Here is a 1,688-nt window from a genome sequence, read left to right as displayed (position 1 = left end):
ACATCGACCCGTTCTTCGACGCGGTCGTGCAAGGCGTCGAGGAGGCGATCCTCAACGCGCTGGTCGCCAATGAGGATATGACGGGACGCGACGGCAATTTCGTGCCGGCGCTGCCGAAGGAATGGCTGAAGGAAAAATTCGGATAGAGCGCCGCCGGCTCGTGCCAGGCCGATCTTTATTCCGCCGGCTTGTCGGGGCTCGTTTCGCCGGTGTCCTCTTCGGCGGCTTCCTCAAGGCGCGAGGCGATCAGTTCCTGGATGTCGCCGACCTCTTCCTGGATGTCCTCGAGCAGAATGCCTGCCTCGGCGGCCTTGGCGCAGCATTCCTTGGCAAGGGTCTCGGCCTGCTCGATCTTGATCGGTGAATGCTGGCATTGGACTTTCTCGCCAATCCACCCGCGCAGGAACTCGATCGCATGTTCACTCATATTGCTTCTTCCCTAGCGGCAAAGCCGGTTGGTAGCCATGAACGTCCGCACCCCCGCACAGAATGCATGCCCCATTCGAGCCGAGTCGGCCTCGACCGGCAAGACATCTTGCCCGTGGGACGCGTGGCCGAAGGAATGGAGGGGGTCGAGGTGCACGTTCAGATCATTGAGAATGATGGGATCGTTGGCCGGGATCGATAGAGGGCCGCTGTTGTTGTTTTTGCTTGCTTTTTTCTAACTTTGACAGCGCATTTGTATCACAAACCGTATCGCAGTTTCCCGGTCGATGCTGCCCCGGCCTCAGCCGGAGCAGGCGCTATATAGTGGCATCCTCATGCAATGTCGACTCGGGCTGCGCCATCCGGGCGGCTACCTCCCCAGAAGATTGCGCTCGACCGTCCTCAGATGCGTCAGCATGGCAGCGCTGGCGCCTTCGGAGTCGCGCGCCAGCAACGCATCCAGGACGAGCTGGTGCTCGCTGCAATAGGTGGCGCGGCGTTCCTCCGAGAAGGAACGCTTCTTCATCTCGAACCACGGCCGCTGATTGCGCAGGATGCGCATGAGATTGTGGATCTCCTTGAGGAAGTCGTTGCGCGAGCATGCGAAGATGCGGTGGTGGAATTCCGCGTCCCAGTGCTCGAACGTCGGCATATCCTGGGACGCACAGGCGATCTTGTGCGCCTCGCGCACGGCGTTCAATTCGCCGGCGCTGGCATTGGTCGCGGCAAAGGATGCCGCCGCCGGCTCCAGCAACTGCCTGATCTCCATCATGTCCGCAGGGCTGGTTCCTTCCATGCGCGCGACGGTCGCGGCCATGGAATCGGGGTTGCCCGCCGTCAAAAAGGTCCCGCGGCCCACATGCCGTACGACCGTGCCGTCATCCTCCAGCATGCCGACGGCGCGCCGCACCGTGTTGCGCGCCACGCCGAACTCGCTGGCGAGGTCGCGCTCCGGCGGCATGCGGCCGTTCTCCAGCCACTCGCCCAGAGAAATGCGCTTCTTCAGGGCAATGGCGATATCGTTGGCAACCAGTTTGGGCATATTTGGCAGCAGCTATCTGATCCAATAGTGAACCATTTATAGCAGCTTTTCTTGCCCCCGTCCATCGTCCAAGCCGAAAGCATCTCAGCGTTTACGCGTCCCAGGCGTTGGATTATTTCATGAAACCAATCAGAATCCGGCTTGCGGCCTAAGCCAATTGACGTTAGCGTGTTTCAAAAGAGCGGAAAATTGGCTCAAAATTGGTTCACGGGAGGAACTT

General features: G+C 60.1%; 3 protein-coding genes. 1 reads left to right on the top strand and 2 read right to left on the bottom strand.

All coding sequences use genetic code 11. The features are described from left to right. Positions 1 to 146: P1 family peptidase (locus EOD07_RS33545; RefSeq protein WP_206519639.1), on the top strand; the 146-nt coding region annotated here is incomplete at its 5' end. A gap of 29 nt (positions 147 to 175) precedes the next feature. Here EOD07_RS33545 and EOD07_RS33540 read toward each other — a convergent pair. Both EOD07_RS33540 and EOD07_RS33535 read right to left on the bottom strand, forming a co-directional pair. Then, complete coding sequence (locus EOD07_RS33540; protein ID WP_040990651.1) at positions 176 to 427, bottom strand: DUF768 domain-containing protein; 252 nt, start codon at positions 425 to 427, stop codon at positions 176 to 178. Between the two features lie 369 nt (positions 428 to 796). After that, a complete protein-coding gene (locus EOD07_RS33535; RefSeq protein ID WP_040990650.1) occupies positions 797 to 1,468 on the bottom strand; it encodes an FCD domain-containing protein in 672 nt (223 codons plus the stop codon). Positions 1,469 to 1,688: the final 220 nt, after the last annotated feature.

It is taken from the genome of Mesorhizobium sp. M2C.T.Ca.TU.002.02.1.1 (genome assembly GCF_003997225.1).
The sequence above is the reverse complement of the archived record's forward strand: the minus strand, read 5'-3'. Positions and strand labels throughout refer to the sequence as shown.